This is a genomic window from Providencia alcalifaciens DSM 30120 (assembly GCF_000173415.1).
In the GTDB taxonomy this organism is placed as follows: Bacteria; Pseudomonadota; Gammaproteobacteria; order Enterobacterales; family Enterobacteriaceae; genus Providencia; species Providencia alcalifaciens.
Window position 1 is genome coordinate 41,222 of sequence record NZ_ABXW01000046.1, and the last position, 21,714, is coordinate 62,935.

Sequence of the window (21,714 nt, forward strand, 5' to 3'; positions counted from 1 at the left end):
TGTTAAATTTCATTACGCGCTACCATTTAAGCACATTTGCATTTTTTGATTATAGGATAATGTGTTCATGTATAAAATTAATCCACTAAAAAGCCCCATGTTAAAAACATGAGGCTTATCAAATTTTATTCAATCCGTTTTAAACTTTTTTTTGTTACGAACCATTATTAACTACAAGTAGATTGAGTATTTTATTAATTTATTTACCTTATTTGACAAAAATGTCTTAATAACCTGATATTCCTATTTGTAAACTATATGCCTAATTAATCTTAATCTTCATTTATTTGAAGTTAAACGGTGTTTTCTCTATCGCGCCACTATTCATTAATTGAGCTTGTTTGATAGCATCGGAGTAATGTTTGCGACAGACTGAGATATACTTTTCATTTCCACCAATATCCACCTGTGCTCCTTCATATACTGGTATACCATCACCACCAATGCGTAAAACTTTATTTGCCTTACGCCCGCAATAACAGACGGTTTTTAACTCAACTAATTTATCTGCCCACGCTAATAAATACTGACTTCCTGCAAACAATTCCCCAGAAAAATCCGTACGCAAACCATAGCAAAGCACTGGAATGTCTAAATTATCGACTACATCACATAATTGTTCTACTTGCTGTTTTGTCAAAAATTGGCATTCGTCAATAAGCACACAATGTACTTTCTGAACACTATTTTCATTTTTGATAATTTCCGCCATATCCGTTATAGGCGAAAATAATAACGCATCTGCAGATAACCCTATCCGAGAAGACACCTTGCCATGACTAAAACGATTATCAATTTCAGCGGTAAAAATCAAAGTACGCATTCCACGTTCGTGGTAGTTATAGGAAGATTGTAATAATGAAGTCGATTTACCTGCATTCATTGCAGAATAATAGAAGTAGAGCTGTGCCATTGGGCGGTTTCCTAAAAATAATGTTTCAGAATATTTTAGCATAAAGGCATTTTAAGATTAACTGAAACTCTATGCTGATAAGTAAGTGTATGAATTTCCGCCCATCACTATGTTAAATTAGTGACTTTAAGTCACATTCTTTTTGTGTGCTAGACAATTAATCTCAAACTGATATTAACTTTCCTTGGTATAGCCATTGGCACATATTGCTAATTTTATTATGTCAAAAAAAGAAAATTTACGTTAAAGACATCCATTGATACATCCCCAAACAAAAGGTAATGCTTATCATGAGCCTATTAATATAAATTTTATTGGCATTTCCTAATTACCTTTTTTCATTAGTTCCGTTATTGATAATAGCGAAATTTATAGCAACGAAAATTTTTATAATTCTTTTGTAAAAAAATTGCATTCGTTAAAGATAACTTTTAAACTACGAAAGTAATTTAGCTATTGCAGAATTTAAAATAGCACTCTATTATTACTGTACACATGCCAACATATAAAATTGAGACCAGGAAAATGAGCGAATCATTAAAAGCCTTAAATAACATCCGTACTCTTCGTGCTCAAGCACGTGAAGTTACTTTAGAATCTTTAGAAGAAATGCTGGAAAAATTAACCGTCGTTGTTGATGAGCGTCGTGAAGAAGAAAGCCAAGCTCGCGCTGAAGTCGAAGAACGTAATCGTAAACTAGAAAAAGTTCGCGAAATGATTTTAGAACAAGGCGTAGATTTAAATGACCTTCTGCAAACTATGGATTCAGGTAAAAGCACTAGCACCCGCGCTAAACGTGCAGCTCGTCCAGCAAAATATAAATATGTTGATGAGAACGGCGAAACTAAAACTTGGACAGGCCAAGGTCGTACTCCAGCAGTAATTAAAGTTGCAATCGAAGAACAAGGTAAATCTTTAGACGATTTCTTAATCTAAGATTAACAACCTTTCAAATTCTAAACACCCTTTTTATAAGGGTGTTTTTATTTATAACAACCCCAATATTATCCATCCTTCATCTTTCCTAATCCGTTTTTCTTCATCCAGCGCTAATCAAAAATAATAGTACAAAATAAAATATAGCGTTAAAGTAAAGTTACGTAATCTCATCAGATAAAATTCTTGAACTCTCCTTGATAGGTCTTACGCTAATTAATTCACACGCGACACAGGTGTTATAGATTTATATTATATCACTGACATTTAATGACACTTAAAATCCGAATACTCCCTTTATAGATTTGTATAAAAAAAGCTAACCATTTTGGTTAGCTTTTTATACGCATAAAGGGAGTTTATCTATTAATTAGATTTCGCAGTAGTATCTAAATTAGCGGCTAACTCTTGAATCCATGCGGAAAAATCATTTCCTAACGTATCGTGTTGCATGCCATATTCTACGAAGGCTTTCATGTAACCTAATTTATTTCCGCAGTCATGGCTTTTACCACATAAGTGGTAAGCTTCAACAGGTTCTTTATTTTCCATCATTAAAGCGATGGCATCTGTTAATTGAATTTCGTCGCCAGCACCTGGGGCAGTTTTTGCCAATGCATCCCAAATTTTTTCAGATAATACATAACGCCCTACAATTGATAAATTTGATGGCGCTTCATCACGCTTAGGTTTTTCAACCATACGAGAAATAGGTTTACTATCGCCTGGTTGTAATGTCACACCATTACAATCCACAATCCCATAGTTAGAAACATCTTCTTCTGGTACTGGCTCAACTAAAATTTGGCTAGCTCCTGTTGTTTCATAATGTTCTAACATCTCTTTAAGATTGAACTTCGTTAAATCGGTGCTGTAGCGATCTAAAATAACGTCAGGAAGAATGACGGCAAAAGGTTCGTTACCCACTAATGGCTTAGCACATAGAATCGCATGTCCCAAACCTTTAGCAATACCTTGGCGCGTTTGCATAATCGTCACATGGCTTGGACAAATAGACTTAACCTCATCCAACAGTTGGCGTTTCACACGCGCTTCTAAGATAGCTTCAAGTTCAAAGCTCGTATCGAAGTGGTTTTCAATAGAATTTTTAGATGAGTGTGTTACTAACACAATTTCATTAATCCCAGCAGCAATACACTCATTAACTACATATTGGATTAAAGGCTTATCCACAACAGGTAACATCTCTTTCGGGATCGCTTTCGTTGCAGGAAGCATCCGTGTTCCTAAACCCGCTACAGGGATTACCGCTTTACGCACCTTGCGTTTGATCATCTTGAGAACTCCGAAAATTTAATAAGCACCATTTATCTTGTCAATAAACTATACTGGTGCGTTTTTAGTGCGCGCCAGTATATCAGGATTCATTATTGAATAAATAGAGATAGCCCCATTTAAGATAAATAGAACCCATATTCATTAAATACATGCATTATTTCTGAGCATCAGGATTAAACATCAGCTTAATTTTTTGATTCGAATTATGAATAAGACATCTCCAATTCTCACCTTGAAAATCTAATCGATTTGAATGGTATGTTTTCAAGGTGCCCAATGGAATGTTGCGCGCTAAGTGGTAGTGCTCATTCCCCGTGGTAATATCAGCTTCGAGCCCTGCACTCGCCAAAATCACACTTTTGGACTTAGTATTAAAGTAACCAAGCAGCAAAGGAAACTGACCTGAAAAACCTGACTCTTCAAGTAGATGATTTATTTGGTTAATAATGTTATCAATTTGAGGCAATTTTTTATCTCGGTTATTTACTGCGCTCTTGAGCAAATCATTAAATACCACTCTAATTAAAAAAGCCGCCATGATACCTTCATGCGGAGAACGCTCTATATCGATACAATAAAAGCCAATTTGTTCTTCTGATATTGCTGCAATATCCAACAGTAAACCAAAACGATTCGCTTCATTTAATTGTCTATAGTTTATCTTATAGCCATTAATGACCTGTACAACGGGAGGTTGCAACTGTTTTAAAATGGCCAACATATCCAGCTTGTCATTATTTAGAATATTCGAAATATTTTGTATTTCATTCTCAATCAATGCTTCGGGATCATATTGTTCAGGATACAACGCCGCATGGATCGTCACTTTGACTTCATCAAGATTTTTTATCGGCTTCAATAGTGCATCTTTCGCTCCAAGGCGAAACATGCGATCCAATTGAGTAAAATCCGTCGTTGCTGATATGACAATCACTGGCACATTAATATTGCGTTCTACCAGTTCTGCCATAAACGCTTCCCCGTTCATGACGGGCATATTTAGGTCACATAAAATCACATCAGGTTTCACCTGCTGTTGCGTGATCAGTTCAAGTGCAAGCGCACCATTATCCGCGATATAGACGTCGGTTTCTAAACTTTCGAGGTATTCACGAAGAATAGTACAAAAAATTTTTTCATCTTCAACTATGAGTATTTTTCTATTTTTCATATCATACCTACCACGACTACCCTGGTTTAATAAGTCATATATTGTGACAACAATAGTTATATCGCAAAATCATTAACGACTATATTTTTTAAGTATAGTTATTTTATCGAGAAAAGAATGAACCAATCTTTAAAAAATAATTGTAGTTGCGGTCATCCTCTGCCGTTTGACCAATGCTGCTCTCCGCTGATATCTGGGCAGACTATTGCTGAAACTCCAGAGCAATTAATGCGCTCACGATACAGTGCTTATGTTCACCGAGATGCAGATTACCTCATTAAAACATGGCACCCAGATTGCCAAGCACAAGAGTGGCGCGATGCTATCGTAGAAAGTTTTGAACAAACTGAATGGCTAGGACTGCGTGTCATTAGTTCTTCTCATGCTAAAAATCCTGACGAAGCTTATGTCGAATTTTCGGCTTGCTTTATTGATGAAAAAGCTGATCATAAACAGCTTATTCACGAACGTTCCCGTTTTCTTCGCATTGATGCACAGTGGTATTACATTGATGGAATAACACCAAAAGTTGGGCGTAATGATAACTGCCCATGCGGCTCAGGAAAAAAATTCAAGAAGTGCTGCGATAGTTATTAATTCTCTGTTTATCAATTCGCATATTCTTTGCACATATTACGATGAGTCTAAATTATTGGACTTTTGTTAGTTAAGGATTAGGCAGTTCCATGCAACACAAAAACGTACAGAAAAAAATTCTCAGAACTATTTGCCCTGATGCTAAGGGATTAATCGCCAAAATTACCAATATCTGCTACAAACACCAGCTTAACATTATCCAAAATAATGAATTTGTCGATCACCGCACTGGTCGTTTTTTTATGAGAACGGAACTGGAAGGCATTTTTAACGACGAAACATTGCTAGCAGATTTAGATGATGCGTTGCCAGAAGGTTCTAAGCGTGAATTAAACTCTGCGGGACGCCGCCGCATTGTCGTTATGGTTACCAAAGAAGCTCACTGTCTTGGTGATCTCCTCATGAAGAGTGCTTATGATGGGTTAGATGTGGAAATTGCCGCCGTTATTGGCAACCACGACACGCTAAAAAATCTTGTCGAACAATTTGGCATTCCTTTCCATCATATCAGCCACGAAGGATTAACTCGTGATCAACATGACGAGAAATTAACTGCTCAGATTGATCAGTACCAACCTGACTATGTTGTACTGGCAAAATATATGCGTGTACTAACACCTGCCTTCGTTCAGCGCTATCCAAACCAAATTATTAATATTCATCATTCATTCTTACCTGCATTCATTGGTGCACGTCCTTATCACCAAGCCTATGAGCGCGGTGTGAAAATCATTGGGGCGACAGCCCACTTTGTGAATGATAATTTAGATGAAGGCCCTATCATCACGCAAAACGTTATCAACGTAGATCATACTTTCACTGCGGATGATATGATGCGCGCTGGTCGTGATGTTGAAAAAAACGTGCTGAGCCATGCCTTATACTGGGTTCTCGCACAACGTGTCTTTGTTTACGGTAATCGGACAATTATTTTATAACAGAGCATTTCAGTTATTAATTACATTAATTTGTTGATTTATCATGCGTTAAGATTAAAAATCCAGCATTCAGATATTTTTTTTCAATTAATACTTTACAGGGGCGCGTCATTTGATATGATGCCGCCCGCTGTGAACGATTACAGCAATTCAAAATCTGGTGGGATACCCAAGCGGCCAAAGGGAGCAGACTGTAAATCTGCCGTCACAGACTTCGAAGGTTCGAATCCTTCTCCCACCACCATCTAAGCAGTCTCTTTTCCAAGTTTATCTACAACACCAATAAATCGATTTAACACACTTGAATGTGACTTTGATTTATAAATGTAACAATCACTTTTATCCAAAATCCCGTTTAGTGACACATAAATCAGTGATCTGTCGATCAATTCATCCTCAGGATAGTGGTCAATGATTCCAAGAAAATCCCCATCTTGAATAAAACTTTGGCAACATCCAATATTGTCCATCTGTCGGATACTGGATTTACTTTCAGCAGTCTCAACTTTTGCCAACAAATCACTCATTAGTGAGCTCTTGTAAAATGACGGATCGCATAACCAAGTACTTTGTTGAAGCAATACCACTACGTCATGATTGAATTTTTCATATAACTCTTTTCTGCAATAAATACCTAACGGCGCATTCTCTATTTTTTTTTGCAATGAAAATCTTTCACTGATAACTAATTCAGAACTTAAAATTAAAGTATTTCCATCATAGTCGACAATTTCATCTACCTCATCATAGTTAAATCTTAATATATTAACCTGAACATTATTTTTATGTGCGGCTTGATACAAATTAATTAAATGATTTTCCTTCCCCCAGTCATAATAAATATTGGCTTCATTAACGATGTAACCAGAAAAGTGTTTCTTTGTTATTTCTTTTTCCTGTAGGTAAAGATCTCTGAGATCATTATAAAGTTCTTGGCCATCCTTAGTTAATGTCATTCCAAATTTTTCTCTTTTAAAAAGCCGTTTACCCAAACTCGTTTCAAAGTCTTTTATGGATTTTGCGATGGGGGGTGTCGTGCGGTTCATCACCCTTGCAGCCTTGCTTAGCGAGCCATTCTCAACAACTGCCATAAACGCCTCTAATTTTCTTGAAAAGAACATATCTATGACCCCATTCTATTTATTGAAATGTAAACCAACATAATTATTTTTAAATAACAATATGTTGATTAACCCATAATCTCGAACACCAAATAAAAATTTAAATAAATTTTTTCATTTGATGGTTAACAATATTTCATAAAAGTATTTTTATATTTTCCAACATAGCAAAGCAATATATTATACTGTTTCATTTGATTATTTTTTATTGCCCCACCATTAAATCACATTAAAATATAAATAACCAACTGACTTTAAATGAACTTTTAGGTAGTTAATTATAAAACTAACAAACATTTTTTAATTAGCATCTATAGATATATTATTATCAAAAATTAAAATTCACTAATAAATTATGGGCAATTATATAAACAAAAAATATTTAATAGTTACACTATTGTTAGCTTCTGCTAGAATCTCTTCAATCATATTTAAAGCAATGGGTGATAAGTAACCATGAAATTTATTTCGTTCAACATTAATGGTCTAAGAGCACGTCCTCATCAACTGGAAGCGATTATCGAAAAGCATCAACCTGAAGTGATCGGGTTACAAGAGACGAAAGTCCATGACGATATGTTCCCTTACGAGGAAGTCAGTAAATTAGGCTACCATGTTTATTATCACGGACAAAAAGCCCACTACGGTGTGGCATTACTGTTAAAAAATGAGCCAATCGCTGTCAGAAAAGGCTTCCCTACTGACGATGAAGAAGCACAGCGCCGTATTATCATGGCGGATATCCAAACTAATGAAGGTATCCTCACTGTCGTGAATGGCTACTTCCCTCAAGGAGAAAGCCGTGATCACCCAACCAAATTTCCAGCAAAAGAAAAATTTTACCGTGATCTACAAGATTATGTGACATCAACGCAAACTGCAGATTCTCAACTACTCATCATGGGTGATATGAATATCAGCCCAACCGATCTAGATATTGGTATTGGCGATGTCAACCGCAAACGCTGGTTAAAGACAGGTAAATGCTCATTCTTACCTGAAGAGCGTGAATGGTTAGAGAGATTACTGGGTTGGGGGCTTGTAGACACTTACCGTGAACAGCATCCTGATACCACTGACCGTTATTCTTGGTTTGATTATCGCTCCAAGGGTTTTGATGATAACCGAGGACTGCGTATTGACCTTCTGTTAGCGTCTAAAAAGCTCGCAAGCCGTTGTCGTGCCACTGGTATCGATTACGACATTCGTGGAATGGAAAAACCGTCTGACCATGCACCTGTTTGGGCTGAATTTGATCTGACTAAATAAGCTCGACAAAATTATTCGCTTTTAGGACAGCACGATTTTGTCCTAAAAGCTTTTTACCTTATGCTTTGCACTTGGCCGTTTTTTACATCAGTCCTTGGTGTAAGCTAAAATCGATTAACCATCCCACGAGATAAAGTGCAGATAAACAGCCTCCCGCTGTCGCCACCTTTCCATGACAAACAAATGGCTGCGCCATAAATTCTACTGATAATGCGCTCAATGCCGCCTCTGCATCTCGATGAGTTGTGGCTTGTCGTTTGGGTAATAGATTTAACGCATGAAGAATGAATGCCCCTGAACAAATAGAACCTATATGCTGCCTTGATGGTTCCAAATTGAACGATGACAAAAAGTTAGGGTTAACAAGCGCTTTTGGAACATCTCCTTGTCACTACTAAAACGCTTTTTCAAACTCTTTTAGCGATAAACACGAATTGCCTGATAACACTTATTTTGATGAGGCAGATTTATTTGCTTTACTGGCACCAGAGGCTTTTTTCGAGCTCTTTTTCATTCCTTTTGCATTGGGCGGAGGCGGTAGTTCTCGAAATGCACGAAGATTGGTATATTGTCTCGCTTGCTGAATCAAATTAATCAATGTTTGGCTTAACGGTTGCATAAAATCATCATAGCGCGTTTGCTTTTCACTGATCTGCGTGAGTCTTGATTCCCAATGAGCAGTCATATCAGGTAGTGTCGCCATATCTGGTAAAACGTGGATCAACGCTCGCCCAGCGGGAGAAGCATGGATATAGCGCCCTTTTTTAAAGAGAAACTGGCGCTTAAAGAGTAGATCGATAATGCCTGCACGGGTCGCTTCGGTCCCTAAACCATCGGTTTCACGCAATACTTTTTTTAATGCTTTATCTTGTACAAAACGCGCAATACCTGTCATGGCGGATAATAAGGTTGCATCCGTAAATGGTCGTGGAGGTTGGGTCTGTCGTTCGACCACTTCCCCTTTTTCGCATAAAAGATCATCGCCTTTCTTCACAATTGGCAATGGCATCCCATCGTTTTCTGCATCACGTTCTTTGCTGCCTAATACCACGCGCCAACCCGCTTTGGCAAGAAAACGGGCTTTCGCATTGAACTTGCCATTTTCGATATCTAAATCGATAGTACATTTGCGATAAACCGCATCAGCCATAAATTGAATAATGTACTGACGAGCAATCAGTTGATAAACATTGCTTTCATTTTCAGTTAAACGCACCGCCGCCGTTTTTGCTGTTGGAATAATCGCATGGTGCGCATCCACTTTTTTGTCATCCCAGCAACGGTTTTTCTTATCGAGTTCAGGTAATTCGAACTCCGTTAATTCGGGTTGGTGTACAGCAATTGCATTCAATACGGCATGGCGCCCAGCAAAATGCTCATCAGGCAGATAGCGACTATCTGAACGTGGATATGTGATAAGTTTATGGGTTTCATACAGTTTTTGGCAAATATCGAGGACCTCTTGGGCACTCAGTCCATATTTTTTGGCAGCTTCAATTTGTAATGCGGATAAAGAAAACGGTAGCGGCGCAATTTCAGACTCTTTTTTGTCCTGATATTGCGTGACAATTGCCGGCTTTCCTTCAATACGCGAAATCACATGTTCCGCTAACGGACGGTGGATGAGACGCCCTTCTTCATCTTGAAAATCGATGCAAGATTCACTCGGCTGCCAAATTGCCACAAAACGCTCATCTTTCGGTGTCACAATATGTGCTTTGACTTCAAAAAAATCTTTTGGAATAAAGTTTTCTATTTCTTCATCACGTCTAACGACTAAACCTAAGACGGGTGTTTGAACACGTCCAACAGAAAGCACACCTTGATAGCCACCTCGTTGCCCCAACAACGTATATGCACGGGTCATATTGATCCCATACAGCCAATCAGCACGAGCTCGGGCTAATGCAGAGACGCATAACGGAATAAATTCACGGTTTTCACGCAAGCGGTCGATAGCACGCTCAACAGCTTGAGGGTTTAAATCGTTAATTAAGCAACGTTTTACATTTTTACGCTTTTCCGGATCAAGTTTGAAATAATCCAAGACTTCATCCACCAGCAGCTGCCCTTCTCGATCAGGGTCTCCGGCATGAACAACGACGCTCGCTTGCTTCAAGAGAGCATCGATAGTATTTAGTTGCTTGGTTACTGCGGAACGAGGCTTCAACTGCCATTTTTCAGGAATAATGGGCAAGTCTTGCAAATTCCAACGGGCATAGCGCGGATCATAAGCGTCCGGTTCTGCTTGTTCTAAAAGATGTCCAATGCACCATGTGACCATTTGGTCATCACCACATTGAATAAAGCCATCCCCTTTACGATGGGGTTTTGGCAGTACATCCGCAATTGCCCGTGCAAGGCTGGGCTTTTCCGCAATAAACAAACGCATAGATTAATCTATCACTTCAATTAAAGGTACATTGTCCTGTGGGGGTAATAATTTCCCGATAGACTGTAACAAAACACCTTGCTGCTGTGCAATGTCTTTAATTTTAGTAACTTCCGATGGTTTAATCGCGATGAGCAAACCACCTGAGGTTTGAGGATCACACAACAATTTGCGTTGCATGTCGCTCATTGGACCAATCAAGTGACCGTAGCTATCAAAGTTACGTTGAGTACCACCTGGTACACAGCCCGCTTCAATATATTTCTCAACATCCGCTAATTTTGGCACCTGACTGAAGGCAATTTGAGCTCGAACGCCTGAACCTTCACAAATTTCACTTAAATGCCCAAGTAAACCAAAACCGGTCACATCCGTCATTGCAGTCACACCGTCTAATGGTGCAACAACCGCGCCGAATTTATTCATCTGACACATAGTTTCCGCAGCAAGATGCTCATGCTCGGGTGCCAAAGCCCCTTTTTTCTCTGCGGTGGTCAACACGCCAATACCAAGCGGTTTAGTTAAAAACAATTCGCAATCTGCACTCGCTGCACTGTTTTTCTTCACATAATCTGTATTTACCACCCCAGTTACCGCCAAACCAAAAATAGGTTCCGGTGCATCAATGGAATGACCGCCAGCTAATGAAATACCCGCATCAGCACATGCTGCACGCCCACCTTCAATCACGTCACGCGCCACTTCAGGTGGCAATTTTGCAATAGGCCAACCTAGAATGGCAATCGCCATAATCGGCTTTCCGCCCATCGCAAAAATATCACTGATCGCATTAGTCGCCGCAATGCGTCCAAATTCAAATGGGTTATCCACGATTGGCATAAAGAAATCTGTGGTACTGATAATACCAATGCCATTACCTAAGTCATAAACCGCCGCGTCATCTTTGGTTTCATTGCCCACTAATAAATGGGGATCATGGAATTTAGCTTGCTCAGTATGCAAAATTTGTTCTAATACTTTAGGTGCGATTTTACATCCACAGCCTGCACCGTGACTGTATTGGGTCAATCTAATTTTTTCTGTCATTGTCTATCTCTTTAGAAATATGTCACAAAACCTGTCATATCAGGTTGCTGAGCTTTTGCAGGTGCCTTTAATTCTGGCGTTCCCAAGTAAAGAAAGCCGACAATATGGTCATTCTCTTCACAGCCTAACCCTTCCCGCACAATCGCATCTTCTGTCCATGAACCTGAACGCCAGATACCGCCAAACCCTTGTGCTAACGCCGCCATCTGCATTGCTTGAACCGTACAGCTTGCTGCAACAATTTGTTCCCACTGAGGGACTTTTGGGTGATCTTTTACTTTTGCAATGACAGTAATGATAAGAGGTGCACGAAATGGTGCATTGCGCGCTTTTTCTTCCACTTCTGCCCCAAGTTTACCTTCCACTGCGGCTTTTTCGAGCAACTGACTAAAGCGGGTAATTCCTTCATCTTGCATCACAACAAAATGCCATGGCTTTAACGCGCCATGATCCGGTGCTCTCATCCCAGCGGCAAGAATATTTTCGAGTTGTTCGCCTTGCGGCGCAGGTGAGGTTAAACGTGAAGCTGAACGACGGTTCAACAAAAGGGTTAATGCATCCATATTGATCTCCGATTAAGAGTAAGCTGATGTAGTGCACAGCAAAATAGAAATACCATCAGGCTATTGTACAATGCTCGCAATGGTTTTGTTATGAATAATCCTGTATTACATTATTTGGTATCTGTCATCGTTTGATACTGTATAGGATTAAATCTATTGATTAATCTATCTATTAATCAACCATCAAATAAATGATATTCTAAATCATTCGCGTGCCATTTTATGCCGCCAACCTTGATTGATATCCTCACACTGGAGAAAAAATGCGACAACTCTGGGATATTTTCGCCACAGTCTTTAAGTTTAGCTGGCGAATCATTAATTTCATTCGACAATTTATTTTCAACGCAATTTTCTTCGTGTTGTTATTTTTAGTGATCGGCGCCTATTCTCTATTGCAAACGGACAGTAAGCCAGAGAAAAACTATTTTGGTGCACTGGTCGTTGATCTTCAAGGTATCGTTGTTGACCAAGTTTCATCGCCTGATCCTTTTGGTCGTATGAGTCGTGAATTATTAGGTAGCTCTAATAACCTCATGCAAGAAAACTCGCTGTTTGATATCGTCGACACTATTCGTACTGCTGCCAATGATGATCGCATTACAGGATTAATATTGCGTTTAGATAATTTAGTCAGCGCAGATCAACCCTCTATGGCATACATTGGTAAAGCCATTGAAGAATTTAAAGCCTCTGGAAAATCCGTCTATGCCATGGGCGACAGCTACACCCAAGCTCAATATTATTTAGCAAGCTTCGCCGATGAAATTTACCTTGCACCTCATGGTACAGTGGGCATTTACGGTTTCTCAACCGATACACTGTATTACAAGTCGTTATTAGAAAAACTGAAAGTCAGTAGCCATATCTTCCGTGTCGGTACCTATAAATCTGCGGTAGAGCCGATGATGCGCGATAATATGTCCCCTGAAGCCCGAGAAGCAAACCTGCTCTGGCTAACCACTCTATGGGATAATTATTTAGGATCAATCGCACAAAACCGCAAAACCCAGGCAGAACACATTTTCCCGGGTGCCGATAAGCTAATTGCCCAACTCCGCCTCGTGAAAGGTGATACCGCACAGTATGCCTTACAACAAAAATTGGTGGATAAGATCTACACCCGAGAGCAAGCTGAGAACGTGTTCTCCAACCAATTTGGTTGGAATAAAGACGATAAAACGTTCAATGGTATCAGCATTTATGATTATTCCACCCAAATCGCCGATACCAGCAACAGCGAAGGTAATATCGCAGTGATTGTGGTACAAGGTGCCATCATGGATGGACCACAAACACCCGGTATTGCTGGTGGAGAAACCCTTGCTGCCCAAATTCGTGATGCGCGATTAAACGACAATATCAAAGCTATCGTATTACGGGTCAATAGCCCAGGAGGAAGCGTCAGCGCCTCTGACTTAATTCGTAATGAATTAGCCGCAGCCCGTGCGGCGAAAAAACCTGTTGTGGTTTCTATGGGGGGTATGGCTGCATCCGGCGGTTATTGGATCTCAACGCCTGCGGACTACATTATTGCCAGCCCAAGCACACTAACAGGCTCCATTGGTATTTTTGGCGTGATCAACACCTTTGAGAATTCACTCGAATCTATCGGTGTTTACACCGATGGCGTCTCAACTTCACCATTGGCGGGCGTTTCAGTCACTAAAGGGATCAGCCCACAATTTGCTGATATGATGCAAATTACTATCGAAAACGGCTATCAAACCTTCATCGGCTTAGTCGCTCAATCACGCCATAAAACGCCAGAAGAGATAGATAAAATTGCTCAAGGTCGCGTTTGGATTGGGAAAGACGCACTAAAAATAGGTTTAGTTGACCAATTAGGTGATTTTGATGATGCTGTCGCAAAAGCAGCTGAACTAGCGCAAGTGAAATCAGTTGAATTGGATTGGATGCAGCCTGAACTCTCCTTTATGGATCAATTAATCCTTGAAGTGACTAACAATGTTCAAGTCATGATGCCTGACGCATTGCAAGCTTTCCTACCGCCAGCCGCGGTGACGGATATCCGCCGCCAAGCACAGTTTTTCTTGAAAATGAATGATCCGCAAAATCGTTATGCTTTTTGTTTAAACTGCGCGGAAATTAACTAACTGTCGCCCCCTCTATGGTCATCATAGAGGGGATACCTTAAAGGGAAAATACCTAGCGTAAAGCGTTCTTGCCATCACAACAATCTGCAATATATTGTTTTATCCATAGATTATCTCCGGCAAATAAGCCAAAATCCTTATAATCCAAATTATTCACACACAGAACTTCATCTGTCATCGTCAGGTAACAAAATGCAGAAGAAATCGATTTATGTCGTTTATACGGGTGGCACCATCGGTATGCGCCACTCTCCGCAAGGTTATATTCCCGTTTCAGGTCACTTACAAGCCCAGCTAGCGCAAATGCCCGAATTCCATCGCCCTGAAATGCCAACATTTACGATTCGGGAGCATCAACCATTAATCGACTCTTCGGACATCACACCCGAAGACTGGCAGAATATCGCCGATGACATCAGCGAAAATTATGATAAATATGATGGGTTTGTGATTCTACATGGTACGGATACCATGGCATTTACCGCCTCTGCGCTTTCATTCATGTTCGAAAATCTTAAGAAACCGATCATAGTGACAGGGTCACAGATTCCACTCGAAGCACTACGTTCCGACGGGCAAACCAATCTACTCAATGCACTTTATTTAGCGGCAAACTATCCTATTAATGAAGTCGGTTTATTCTTCAATAATAAATTGTATCGCGGTAACCGCACCGTAAAAGCACATGCTGATGGTTTTGAAGCGTTTACATCACCAAACTGTTCACCTTTGATGGAAGCAGGGATCCACATCCGTACCTTCAATACTTGCCCTGCTCCAATTGGTATTGGTGAACTCAAAACTCATCGTATTACTCCACAGCCGATAGGTGTTGTCACATTATATCCAGGGTTATCGATTGAAATCGTACGTAACATTCTTCAACAACCTGTAAAAGCGCTTATTTTACGTTCTTATGGTGTTGGCAATGCACCGCAACAACCTGAACTCTTGCGGATCCTTCGTGAAGCGACGTCACGCGGCATTATTGTGGTTAATCTCACTCAATGTATTTCAGGTCGCGTGAATATGGAAGGTTATGCTACCGGACATGCGTTAGCAGAATCTGGAGTGATTAGTGGTTTTGATATGACTTTTGAAGCCGCATTGAGTAAATTACATTATTTACTAAGCCAAGATTATACCACTGAGCTTATTCGCGAATTAATGCAAAATAACTTGCGTGGAGAGTTAAGCTACGCCGATGAGTAAGCCATAACCTACTGAGAGAAATGATGAAATCAGCGTTACTGTTAGTCGATTTACAAAATGATTTTTGCACTGGTGGTGCACTTGCGGTTCAACAAAGTGAACAGGTCATTGAAACAGCAAATCGTATGATTGATACTTGCCAAGCGCAAGGAACGACGGTGATCGCCAGCCAAGATTGGCATCCTGAAGATCATCTGAGTTTTGCCGTTAACTCAGGGCACCCTGTCGGCACACTGGGTGAATTAAATGGATTACCGCAAGTTTGGTGGCCTGAACACTGCATACAAGGTTCTCATGGCGCTGATTTTCATGCTCAACTTAATATCCACGCTATCCAAAAAGTCTTCACTAAAGGCGAAAACCCACAAGTGGATAGTTACAGTGCTTTTTTCGATAACGACCGTATCAGTCAAACGGAGCTGCATCCATGGCTCCAACAACAGGGAATTCGCCATTTAACCGTTATGGGAATTGCGACCGATTATTGCGTTAAATTTACGGTGTTAGATGCACTGAAATTAGGCTACTGCGTGGATGTTTTAGTTGACGGTTGTCGTGGTGTGAATTTAGCCCCAGAAGATAGTGAACTCGCCTTAGCAGAAATGCAAAATGCGGGCGCCAAGTTGATGAGCTTATCATTTTAAGCTTAAGCCGTTTTATCGTTGTCATTCTCAATTACCGCCCCATCCATTCATGGGGCGATATTATATGCTTAGTCGTTTTCTTGCGGTTTCAACGTTGCTAATCTATCCCCTTGAAACAGGGATTTTAATTCTTGCTTACTCTTCATTGTAATTTGACCATCTGTGCCAACAGTCATATGTTCCGCATCATGATTATGGCGAGATTGCCATAACATGACCATCTGCAATGTGTTTTCTTTCTGCTCAGGTGTCAACGGTACGCCATCAGGCCATTTACCTAATTCGACAGCCGTCACTAAGCGCTGATAAATTTCAGGGGTCATCACAGACAGTAGTTGTTCTATTTGTTGTGTATCCATTTCTACGCTCACGTTACGCCTCATAAAACGAATAAAGTGATAATGAAGATTATTTTAATTATATCTATTTAGCTGAATCGTTACTTCCGAGTGACAACTCGTGCTTCAGCAAGCTTCAGCAACCTACCCAACGGTCTTTTCGCCCGTTTTGTCATCTGTAAAGCTCAGTGATGCTGAATTAATGCAGTAACGCTGCCCAGTGGGTTGAGGTCCATCAGGAAATACATGGCCAAGGTGAGCGTTACAATGACCACAACGCACTTCAATACGATGCATTCCGTGGGAGAAATCTTCGATAAATTTTATCAAACTTTCATCTATCGGTTGAAAGAAGCTCGGCCAACCACAGCCAGCATCAAATTTTGTCTCAGAAAGGAATAAAGGTGTGCCACAACAGAGACATTCATACACGCCATCTTTACGGTTATGCAATAATTGACCACTAAATGGCGGCTCTGTACCAGCTTCCTGCGTCACATACAGTTGGACTTGGTTAAGCTTTGACAAATCAATAGTTTGCTTATCTTTATTCGACATCGATTACCTACTCTTTTTCAAAAAGGCGCTTGCTGAAGTCAGCATGCCCCTATTTCAAGCAACAAAAACTTAACAACGTTCAGTGAAAAACTATTCTAGACTATTAAGGTTAGAACTTTACGGTTTGATTTGTGATGAGTCTCACATATATCACTGAAGGATGGTTTCATTATGCTGAACAATCCCGATAATACGTGCGGCTGTATTTGCTGCTGAAGTGACTGACAAATATGCAGATAGTGGTTTCAGAATTGATTTTTTTCAATAATTGACACGATTCCGCTTGACGGCTGGCAAGGTTTTGGTAACTTTAAGTACATCTTAATTCACGAAATAAAATAGCTGGTGGAAATACTATGACTATCAAAGTAGGTATTAATGGTTTTGGTCGTATCGGCCGTATCGTTTTCCGTGCTGCACAAGAGCGTTCTGACATCGAAATCGTTGCTATCAACGACCTGCTCGATGCAGAGTACATGGCATACATGTTGAAATACGACTCAACTCACGGTCGTTTCAACGGTACTGTTGAAGTTAAAGATGGTCACTTAGTTGTTAACGGTAAAAAAATCCGTGTTACAGCAGAGAAAGATCCTGCAAACCTGAAATGGAACGAAGTCGGTGTTGATGTTGTTGCTGAAGCAACAGGTATCTTCCTGACTGACGAAACTGCTCGTAAACACATCCAAGCAGGCGCGAAGAAAGTTGTGTTAACTGGTCCTTCTAAAGATGACACTCCAATGTTCGTTATGGGCGTTAACCACAAAGCTTACGCAGGTCAAGAAATCGTTTCTAACGCATCTTGCACAACTAACTGCTTAGCTCCACTGGCTAAAGTTATCAACGACAAATTTGGTATCGTTGAAGGTCTGATGACCACTGTTCACGCAACAACAGCGACTCAAAAAACTGTTGATGGTCCTTCACACAAAGACTGGCGTGGTGGTCGTGGTGCTTCTCAGAACATCATCCCATCTTCAACAGGTGCTGCTAAAGCTGTAGGTAAAGTTATCCCTGAGCTGAACGGTAAACTGACTGGTATGTCTTTCCGTGTTCCAACTCCTAACGTTTCTGTTGTTGACCTGACTGCACGTCTGGCAAAACCAGCAACTTACGCTCAAATCTGTGATGCTATCAAAGAAGCAGCTGAAGGCGAACTGAAAGGCGTTCTGGGTTACACCGAAGATGACGTTGTATCTACCGATTTCAACGGCGAAAAACTGACTTCAGTATTCGATGCTAAAGCAGGTATCGCACTGAACGACAACTTTGTGAAACTGGTTTCTTGGTATGACAACGAAACTGGCTACTCTAACAAAGTTCTAGACCTGATCGCTCACATCTCTAAATAAGAGTTGTTACGCAATTAGTGTGACTGAGCCGCCTTTTGGCGGCTCTTTTGTATCCTTCGTACACGCAAAATTAAAGCCCAGCTCAATATACTCCAAGCTGCGTCTCCCGCTTCACTCAATGCAACTTGCAGTATCGTGAGTTTGTTATATTGTTATTTCTAGTTACTGCCCTATTTATAGGCGCTGTTCTATTTATAGTCGCTGATTTAGGTCGTGATGATGGACCAACAACCACAGGCGCAAGACAATGCATGATAAAATTTTTGCTTTACCTGTTATCAAACAGCTTTCTCCTTATATTACCCAACGCCAACTTGGTGAGTTGCCACTCATCGTAGTTTCACATCCAAAAGTGCGTGGTGCAGTGAGCCTACAAGGTGCCCACTTAATTGACTGGCAACCCGCAGGTCAAAAACCCTGCCTTTGGTTAAGTCCGGAAAGTGCGTTTAAAGAAGGCGTGGCTATTCGAGGCGGTATTCCTATTTGCTGGCCATGGTTTGGTCCTGTAAATAGCCCTAGTCACGGTTTTGCCCGTATTTTACCTTGGCAATTTACCGCCCATAACGAACATGATTGTGGTGTCATTCTCACCTTTACCCTGACAGACAACGAATACACCCGCAAACTCTGGCCGCATGAGTTTACACTGATCCTACGTATGAAGCTTGGTGAAACCTGTGAACTTGAACTAGAAAGCTATGGGGATTTTGAAGCGACAGCGGCATTGCACAGTTACTTCAATATTAGTGATATTCAAAAAGCCACTGTGTATGGTCTCGGTGGACATTACATTGATAAAGTAGCAGATAGAGAAGCTTACATTTCTGAACCACTGAAATTCAATAAGCACACCGACCGCATTTATACTGAACCCGAAGAGTACAGTTTATTGCGTGATGATGGCTGGAATCGCACTATTGAGTTGCACCATTATCATCACAGCGATGTTGTGTGCTGGAACCCTTGGGCGGAGCTATCTTGCAGCATGCAGGATATGCCTAATAATGGTTACAAACAGATGGTTTGTGTGGAAACGGCTCGCATTCATATGCCAATGAAACCTGAAGCGCAAAGCCCTTCTCGCCTTTCTCTCGTGATGGTATGCCGCGAAAATAAACCTCAGCCACAGCAAGAATAACTACGCGTAAAATAATCGTAAGAATAAATGCAAAAATAAAACCCCAAAACAGCCTAGCCATTTTGGGGTTTTTCATTCTATTCCAGCGTATAAATTAGAAGGTGTAAGTCACACCACTCCACACAATACCAGAATAGGATTTGTTCACCATCGGGCTATCTTTCACTTCGTTAGACAGCTTATCAACACGTCCTAGTGCAAATAATGACCAGCTGTCAGTCATGCGATAGTTAGCTGATAATTCAACATAAGGTGTCCAACTTGAGTTTGGCTGGTAACGCTCTAAACCGCTTTTTGCGGACTCTTTCGAGGTCACTCCAAACTCATAACGGTTTAACTTCGCACTATCCCATTTAATACCAATCCCTGGGGTTAGTGACCAGTTATCGCCTTTAAATGCGTATAGATAAGCTGCTTCAGCACGCATGCCTTCGCTTTCCCATAACATATCGAGAGAACCATTGAAACGTAATGTTCCCCAATCCGCGTTATGTCTGTAGGTGACCCCCCCCCATCACAGTGTCACGACGACGATCTAGCTTACGCATATCTGCATTATCGTTATCTTTTGGCTTAAAGAAATGCGGATAGTAATATGCATCTAAAGAAAGTTGGTCTTCTTTATCATTCCACAAGTAGTAACCTACAGCTAATGTGCGGAAGTAGAAATTTTCACTCTCATAATTCACGACGGGAACTGGCGTAATATAATCGCTAGTTTTGATGCCTTTATAAGGCGTTGCTTGCGCTAATACGGAACCACCAACAGACCAAGTTCCAGCAAAAGCAGCGCTTGAAATCGCACTTAACGCAATGGCAAGTGTGGTCATTTTAACTGTTTTAGACATATTAAATTAAACCCAAATTATTCAAATGAAGTTAATAATAAACGATGAATAACGCAGGAGTATCCCCTACGTTAGTGAGATGGTTCACATTTAAAGCTAAATTGCATTCATTGTCTATCTTTCTCAGCAATGAATATAAGCTAAGCAAATGAAAAGTGATACTTATTCATTAAAAATCAATGGGTACACGACGTGCTAGTGCGCATAATAATTCGTAACCAATTGTACCCGCAAATTGTGCCACATCATCAACGGGTAAATTCTCACCCCATAGTTCTACGGGAGTGCCAATTGTTACTTCAGGGCAATCACTAATATCGATAGTCAGCATGTCCATGGAAACAGCACCTAAGAGTTCACAACGTCGCCCCTGACACCAAACAGGCGTGCCTGTCGGTGCATGGCGTGGATATCCATCCGCATAACCGCAGGCAACCGTTGCAATACGCATTGGTTTTTCTGAGGTGAACTTACTACCATAACCAATGGATTGACCCGCCTCGATATGGTGTATCGCAATAATCTCAGATTGTAAGGTCATTGCCGCTTTTAAATGATATTCGGCAATATCTGCCCACTTACCGCTTGGTGATGCTCCATACAGCACAATACCGGCTCGCACCCAATCATAATGTGTATTTTGATGCCATAACACCGCACCAGAATTTGCAATGCAAGTTGGTAACGATAACGATGAGAAATGTTGAATTTTTTCCAATGGGACTTGAGTTCCACCGGGTAAATCTGAATTGGCAAAATGGCTCATTAAAGTTACGTTCGCCACATTTGCCATGTGCGTCAGCTGATCCACAATATCGGAATATTCACTCACAGAGAATCCTAGGCGATTCATTCCACTATTCAGTTTAATGTACACAGAGATTGGCTGGCTCAATGTCGCTTGCTCAATTGCAGCTAGCTGCCAGCGGCTGTGCACACTGGTAGTCAGCTGATACTGATCAATAACCACTAAGTCTGCGGCTTGGAAAAAACCTTCTAGCAGCAGAATAGGACCTTGCCACCCTTCTTCTCGCAATAAAACCGCTTCATGCAGATCCAGAACAGCAAAACCGTCTGATGCTTTAAGCCCACGCCATATTCGTTTTATACCATGACCATAACCATCGGCCTTCATTACCGACCAGATCTTAGCCTGACCAATTTTCTGACGTATAACGGCTAAATTATGTTCTAAATTATGAGGATGAATAATTGCACGAATTGGGCGTGGCATTGCTATTCCTTATTATTGACATTTGAA

General features: G+C 40.6%; 20 protein-coding genes, 1 tRNA gene and 1 pseudogene. 10 read left to right on the forward strand and 12 right to left on the reverse strand.

Annotated elements, in window-relative coordinates; genetic code table 11:
- Positions 1-283: 283 nt before the first annotated feature.
- Positions 284-913, reverse strand: a complete 630-nt coding sequence (locus tag PROVALCAL_RS08280) for a thymidine kinase (protein ID WP_006661676.1) — start codon at positions 911-913, stop codon at positions 284-286.
- Positions 914-1,438: 525 nt separating this feature from the next.
- On the opposite strand from PROVALCAL_RS08280, the gene hns reads away from it, so the two are divergent.
- Positions 1,439-1,849 carry a histone-like nucleoid-structuring protein H-NS gene (gene hns, locus PROVALCAL_RS08285; protein WP_006661675.1) on the forward strand — a complete coding sequence of 137 codons (411 nt, stop codon included), beginning with the start codon at positions 1,439-1,441 and terminating at the stop codon, positions 1,847-1,849.
- A gap of 366 nt (positions 1,850-2,215) precedes the next feature.
- On the opposite strand, the gene galU is transcribed toward hns, so the two are convergent.
- Together galU and rssB are read right to left on the reverse strand one after the other, a co-directional pair.
- Positions 2,216-3,145 carry a UTP--glucose-1-phosphate uridylyltransferase GalU gene (gene galU, locus PROVALCAL_RS08290; protein WP_006658746.1) on the reverse strand — a complete coding sequence of 310 codons (930 nt, stop codon included), beginning with the start codon at positions 3,143-3,145 and terminating at the stop codon, positions 2,216-2,218.
- 157 nt (positions 3,146-3,302) lie between these two features.
- The gene (gene rssB, locus PROVALCAL_RS08295; protein WP_006658747.1) at positions 3,303-4,319 is read right to left on the reverse strand and encodes a two-component system response regulator RssB; all 1,017 of its coding nucleotides are present in this window, start codon (positions 4,317-4,319) and stop codon (positions 3,303-3,305) included.
- A gap of 117 nt (positions 4,320-4,436) precedes the next feature.
- Here rssB and PROVALCAL_RS08300 point away from each other — a divergent pair, with 117 nt between their 5' ends.
- The 3 genes from PROVALCAL_RS08300 to PROVALCAL_RS08310 all read left to right on the forward strand — a co-directional run bounded on the left by PROVALCAL_RS08300 (position 4,437) and on the right by PROVALCAL_RS08310 (position 6,098).
- Complete coding sequence (locus PROVALCAL_RS08300) at positions 4,437-4,916, forward strand: YchJ family protein (protein WP_006661673.1); 480 nt, start codon at positions 4,437-4,439, stop codon at positions 4,914-4,916.
- Between the two features lie 89 nt (positions 4,917-5,005).
- A complete protein-coding gene (purU, locus tag PROVALCAL_RS08305; protein ID WP_006658749.1) occupies positions 5,006-5,854 on the forward strand; it encodes a formyltetrahydrofolate deformylase in 849 nt (282 codons plus the stop codon).
- A 159-nt stretch (positions 5,855-6,013) separates the two neighbouring features.
- Positions 6,014-6,098, forward strand: a tRNA-Tyr gene (locus tag PROVALCAL_RS08310).
- 1 nt (position 6,099) lies between these two features.
- On the opposite strand, the gene PROVALCAL_RS08315 is transcribed toward PROVALCAL_RS08310, so the two are convergent.
- Positions 6,100-6,975: a LysR family transcriptional regulator gene (locus PROVALCAL_RS08315; protein WP_006658750.1), complete on the reverse strand. Its 876-nt coding sequence runs from the start codon at positions 6,973-6,975 to the stop codon at positions 6,100-6,102.
- 456 nt (positions 6,976-7,431) lie between these two features.
- On the opposite strand from PROVALCAL_RS08315, the gene xthA reads away from it, so the two are divergent.
- Positions 7,432-8,244 carry an exodeoxyribonuclease III gene (xthA, locus tag PROVALCAL_RS08320; protein WP_006658751.1) on the forward strand — a complete coding sequence of 271 codons (813 nt, stop codon included), beginning with the start codon at positions 7,432-7,434 and terminating at the stop codon, positions 8,242-8,244.
- Positions 8,245-8,326: 82 nt separating this feature from the next.
- Here the strand turns inward: xthA and PROVALCAL_RS08325 are convergent, their stop codons facing one another.
- The 4 genes from PROVALCAL_RS08325 to PROVALCAL_RS08340 all read right to left on the reverse strand — a co-directional run bounded on the left by PROVALCAL_RS08325 (position 8,327) and on the right by PROVALCAL_RS08340 (position 12,246).
- Complete coding sequence (locus PROVALCAL_RS08325) at positions 8,327-8,593, reverse strand: DJ-1/PfpI family protein (RefSeq protein ID WP_050788077.1); 267 nt, start codon at positions 8,591-8,593, stop codon at positions 8,327-8,329.
- Positions 8,594-8,692: 99 nt separating this feature from the next.
- Positions 8,693-10,636 (reverse strand): DNA topoisomerase III, encoded by a 1,944-nt coding sequence (locus PROVALCAL_RS08330; RefSeq protein ID WP_006658753.1) that lies wholly within the window; start codon positions 10,634-10,636, stop codon positions 8,693-8,695.
- A gap of 3 nt (positions 10,637-10,639) precedes the next feature.
- Positions 10,640-11,683: a selenide, water dikinase SelD gene (gene selD, locus PROVALCAL_RS08335; RefSeq protein ID WP_006658754.1), complete on the reverse strand. Its 1,044-nt coding sequence runs from the start codon at positions 11,681-11,683 to the stop codon at positions 10,640-10,642.
- Positions 11,684-11,694: 11 nt separating this feature from the next.
- Positions 11,695-12,246, reverse strand: a complete 552-nt coding sequence (locus PROVALCAL_RS08340; protein ID WP_006658755.1) for an NAD(P)H nitroreductase — start codon at positions 12,244-12,246, stop codon at positions 11,695-11,697.
- A 263-nt stretch (positions 12,247-12,509) separates the two neighbouring features.
- On the opposite strand from PROVALCAL_RS08340, the gene sppA reads away from it, so the two are divergent.
- The 3 genes from sppA to pncA all read left to right on the forward strand — a co-directional run bounded on the left by sppA (position 12,510) and on the right by pncA (position 16,219).
- Positions 12,510-14,363: a signal peptide peptidase SppA gene (gene sppA / locus PROVALCAL_RS08345; RefSeq protein ID WP_006658756.1), complete on the forward strand. Its 1,854-nt coding sequence runs from the start codon at positions 12,510-12,512 to the stop codon at positions 14,361-14,363.
- 192 nt (positions 14,364-14,555) lie between these two features.
- On the forward strand, positions 14,556-15,575 hold the full coding sequence (ansA, locus tag PROVALCAL_RS08350) for an asparaginase (protein ID WP_006658758.1): 1,020 nt from the start codon (positions 14,556-14,558) through the stop codon (positions 15,573-15,575).
- Between the two features lie 23 nt (positions 15,576-15,598).
- Entirely contained in the window at positions 15,599-16,219 is a 621-nt protein-coding gene (pncA, locus tag PROVALCAL_RS08355; protein WP_036965810.1) for a bifunctional nicotinamidase/pyrazinamidase, read from the forward strand.
- Positions 16,220-16,287: 68 nt separating this feature from the next.
- Here the strand turns inward: pncA and PROVALCAL_RS08360 are convergent, their stop codons facing one another.
- Positions 16,288-16,578: a YeaC family protein gene (locus tag PROVALCAL_RS08360; RefSeq protein ID WP_006661655.1), complete on the reverse strand. Its 291-nt coding sequence runs from the start codon at positions 16,576-16,578 to the stop codon at positions 16,288-16,290.
- 123 nt (positions 16,579-16,701) lie between these two features.
- Positions 16,702-17,115: a peptide-methionine (R)-S-oxide reductase MsrB gene (msrB, locus tag PROVALCAL_RS08365; protein ID WP_006658761.1), complete on the reverse strand. Its 414-nt coding sequence runs from the start codon at positions 17,113-17,115 to the stop codon at positions 16,702-16,704.
- Positions 17,116-17,471: 356 nt separating this feature from the next.
- Here msrB and gapA point away from each other — a divergent pair, with 356 nt between their 5' ends.
- Both gapA and PROVALCAL_RS08375 read left to right on the forward strand, forming a co-directional pair.
- Complete coding sequence (gene gapA / locus PROVALCAL_RS08370) at positions 17,472-18,467, forward strand: glyceraldehyde-3-phosphate dehydrogenase (RefSeq protein WP_006658762.1); 996 nt, start codon at positions 17,472-17,474, stop codon at positions 18,465-18,467.
- A gap of 247 nt (positions 18,468-18,714) precedes the next feature.
- Complete coding sequence (locus PROVALCAL_RS08375; RefSeq protein WP_006658763.1) at positions 18,715-19,605, forward strand: D-hexose-6-phosphate mutarotase; 891 nt, start codon at positions 18,715-18,717, stop codon at positions 19,603-19,605.
- Positions 19,606-19,699: 94 nt separating this feature from the next.
- On the opposite strand, the pseudogene PROVALCAL_RS08380 reads toward PROVALCAL_RS08375, so the two are convergent.
- Together PROVALCAL_RS08380 and alr are read right to left on the reverse strand one after the other, a co-directional pair.
- Positions 19,700-20,453: pseudogene (locus PROVALCAL_RS08380) on the reverse strand (MipA/OmpV family protein).
- A gap of 169 nt (positions 20,454-20,622) precedes the next feature.
- Positions 20,623-21,687 carry an alanine racemase gene (alr, locus tag PROVALCAL_RS08385; protein ID WP_006658766.1) on the reverse strand — a complete coding sequence of 355 codons (1,065 nt, stop codon included), beginning with the start codon at positions 21,685-21,687 and terminating at the stop codon, positions 20,623-20,625.
- Positions 21,688-21,714 lie beyond the last annotated feature (27 nt).

Excerpts from the sequence above, each read along its gene's own strand:
- xthA (WP_006658751.1), top strand. The coding sequence starts at position 7,432 with ATGAAATTTATTTCGTTCAACATTAATGGTCTAAGAGCACGTCCTCAT.
- galU (WP_006658746.1), bottom strand. The coding sequence starts at position 3,145 with ATGATCAAACGCAAGGTGCGTAAAGCGGTAATCCCTGTAGCGGGTTTA.
- gapA (WP_006658762.1), top strand. The coding sequence starts at position 17,472 with ATGACTATCAAAGTAGGTATTAATGGTTTTGGTCGTATCGGCCGTATC.
- PROVALCAL_RS08300 (WP_006661673.1), top strand. The coding sequence starts at position 4,437 with ATGAACCAATCTTTAAAAAATAATTGTAGTTGCGGTCATCCTCTGCCG.
- PROVALCAL_RS08330 (WP_006658753.1), bottom strand. The coding sequence starts at position 10,636 with ATGCGTTTGTTTATTGCGGAAAAGCCCAGCCTTGCACGGGCAATTGCG.
- sppA (WP_006658756.1), top strand. The coding sequence starts at position 12,510 with ATGCGACAACTCTGGGATATTTTCGCCACAGTCTTTAAGTTTAGCTGG.
- ansA (WP_006658758.1), top strand. The coding sequence starts at position 14,556 with ATGCAGAAGAAATCGATTTATGTCGTTTATACGGGTGGCACCATCGGT.
- PROVALCAL_RS08375 (WP_006658763.1), top strand. The coding sequence starts at position 18,715 with ATGCATGATAAAATTTTTGCTTTACCTGTTATCAAACAGCTTTCTCCT.
- msrB (WP_006658761.1), bottom strand. The coding sequence starts at position 17,115 with ATGTCGAATAAAGATAAGCAAACTATTGATTTGTCAAAGCTTAACCAA.
- PROVALCAL_RS08315 (WP_006658750.1), bottom strand. The coding sequence starts at position 6,975 with ATGTTCTTTTCAAGAAAATTAGAGGCGTTTATGGCAGTTGTTGAGAAT.
- alr (WP_006658766.1), bottom strand. The coding sequence starts at position 21,687 with ATGCCACGCCCAATTCGTGCAATTATTCATCCTCATAATTTAGAACAT.
- PROVALCAL_RS08280 (WP_006661676.1), bottom strand. The coding sequence starts at position 913 with ATGGCACAGCTCTACTTCTATTATTCTGCAATGAATGCAGGTAAATCG.
- purU (WP_006658749.1), top strand. The coding sequence starts at position 5,006 with ATGCAACACAAAAACGTACAGAAAAAAATTCTCAGAACTATTTGCCCT.
- pncA (WP_036965810.1), top strand. The coding sequence starts at position 15,599 with ATGAAATCAGCGTTACTGTTAGTCGATTTACAAAATGATTTTTGCACT.
- hns (WP_006661675.1), top strand. The coding sequence starts at position 1,439 with ATGAGCGAATCATTAAAAGCCTTAAATAACATCCGTACTCTTCGTGCT.
- selD (WP_006658754.1), bottom strand. The coding sequence starts at position 11,683 with ATGACAGAAAAAATTAGATTGACCCAATACAGTCACGGTGCAGGCTGT.
- PROVALCAL_RS08360 (WP_006661655.1), bottom strand. The coding sequence starts at position 16,578 with ATGGATACACAACAAATAGAACAACTACTGTCTGTGATGACCCCTGAA.
- rssB (WP_006658747.1), bottom strand. The coding sequence starts at position 4,319 with ATGAAAAATAGAAAAATACTCATAGTTGAAGATGAAAAAATTTTTTGT.
- PROVALCAL_RS08340 (WP_006658755.1), bottom strand. The coding sequence starts at position 12,246 with ATGGATGCATTAACCCTTTTGTTGAACCGTCGTTCAGCTTCACGTTTA.